This is a genomic window from Sphaerospermopsis sp. FACHB-1094 (assembly GCF_014696195.1).
Classification (GTDB): Bacteria; Cyanobacteriota; Cyanobacteriia; order Cyanobacteriales; family Nostocaceae; genus Sphaerospermopsis; species Sphaerospermopsis kisseleviana.
Genome location: NZ_JACJPT010000219.1, coordinates 1 through 1,876, shown reverse-complemented (window position 1 = coordinate 1,876; position 1,876 = coordinate 1). Strand labels below are relative to the sequence as shown.

General features: G+C 35.6%; 2 protein-coding genes and 1 pseudogene. All 3 read right to left on the bottom strand.

Going from position 1 to position 1,876, the window contains the following annotated elements:
- Positions 1-55: 55 nt before the first annotated feature.
- A pseudogene (locus H6F47_RS27200) lies at positions 56-489 on the bottom strand (type II toxin-antitoxin system YhaV family toxin).
- Positions 490-557: 68 nt separating this feature from the next.
- Positions 558-890: a type II toxin-antitoxin system PrlF family antitoxin gene (locus H6F47_RS27195; protein ID WP_137668328.1), complete on the bottom strand. Its 333-nt coding sequence runs from the start codon at positions 888-890 to the stop codon at positions 558-560.
- A gap of 269 nt (positions 891-1,159) precedes the next feature.
- Positions 1,160-1,876: GUN4 domain-containing protein (locus H6F47_RS27190; protein ID WP_190651851.1), on the bottom strand; the 717-nt coding region annotated here is incomplete at its 5' end.

Sequence of the window (1,876 nt, the reverse complement as noted above, 5' to 3'; positions counted from 1 at the left end):
TTACTCTCATTAAGCCTCTTAACTTTTAAGTTACCTTTAGTTATTATGTACTACTTTAATGGCTTTTTTGATCTGTGACAGTTGAGGGTGCGGAATGTGGGTTGAATAAATCATTCCAATCATCTGGAGGATTGCCACTTTCTAGCATTTTTTGGAATACTCGATAAGCATCGGTTTTACTTTGATATGCTCGCTTGGTGTTTTCATCGTTTACCCAAGTATAAACAATGATTTTACCCTGTTGATGATATCTAAAAAATAATCGGTATTGCTGAAAAATTTAGCTCTAAACCAGTGTTTATATTCATCTCCCAAGGTTGTACCTTGACGATAATCGTTTAATGTTGGATCTTGAGGAATGACGTTAAATGCAAGTTTGAATATAGCAGCTAAACGTTTTGTGGCGTTTTTTTGTTTGTATTCTTGAGGATATTTCTGACGTAAATTTTCTACTTGTGTGATCAGTGCTTCTAACTGTTCTAAAAACAAGGGATGAGCAAATATAGTCCATCCATTAATTATTAAGGGTTGTATTAAGGGTTGATCTTCAGACAATTTTACTCATCCTCGTCTGATAGTGGTGTATCCAGATCAATTTCTACATCAGCAACTAAGGATTGAATACGGGTTACTAATTCTGGTTTAATTAATTGTAAATGCTGAGGATTTTTTTGTATATCCTGGGCAATAAAGTTTAAAAATTCCCCCAATGTTGGATCTTCTTCTTTTTGATCAACGCGAGAAATAATTACTTTACCGTCGGGTTGAATCACATAACGAATTTTATCACGTTTACCCAAGCCTAGAGCTTTACGCACGGGTTCGGGTATTGTGGTTTGATATCTGTCTGTTAGGGTGGACTCTGAGGATGGTGTGGGTTTGACAACCATAACAATTTTGAGGTTTATACTCTATTTTTAGAGTAATGCAGTTGCATTGTGTTGTCAATGTTTGGGTTTTTAGGTTTTGGGTGATGAGGGCGATCGCTTTTTTGATCTAGGTTTTACGCACAAGTTTATGAAGGAACGAACCGCAGAGACGCAGAGGACGCAGAGAGAATTTTCTGTTATTTTTTAGTAGGTTAACGGTAATATCCTGTACATCCTTTAATCCTGGTTATCCTGATTCTGACTTAATATTTTTCTGTAATTTTTAAATTTTACAGTCCACAAGTCTCAACGCGAGAGAAGAACTTCTCATCTAAATCTACATACCATTTCCCGACTATCCTTGGACACGGTAGATGTCCTTCGGGAGCTTTTATATCAAAAGTAATTTCGCTGTAATACTTCCATTTTTCTAACTTTCTCCATCCTAGTCTATCACCAAAGGCTATCCAAATTTTCTCATCATATTTTCTAGTTCCCCCCAAACTTTGATAAATCCGTTTCTGTACAGAAAATCCAAAGCGATCCTTACTATATTTGATCCATAATTTGTCAATAGTGTACAGGTCATTACAGGGAAAATTATCAATACTTGGAGCATCTAAAAAACCTTCTTTTTCCCGGTTTGCTACTGCTAACATTACCCGCGCTGTTTCCTCATCTGCTTCTTTCCATTGACCTGTAGATAATAATTGTTCTAGTTTTTGATATCGACTAGGTACAGATGGAGAAGAAATATTAACAGATGTTTGGTTAATAGGTATTTGTGAAGTATTTTGTTGATTTATAGGATTGATATCCTGCATCACTTCTTTAACAGATTGATAACGATATTTAGCAATAGGACTTGCTAATTTTTCCAAAATCTTTCCTAATTCATCACTTACCACATTCCCATTTAAAAAATCTCTCCATACCCATTCCCCTTCCATCGGACTATATAAATCAAAGGGACTAACTCCTGTTAATAAATGCAAACAAGTTACCCC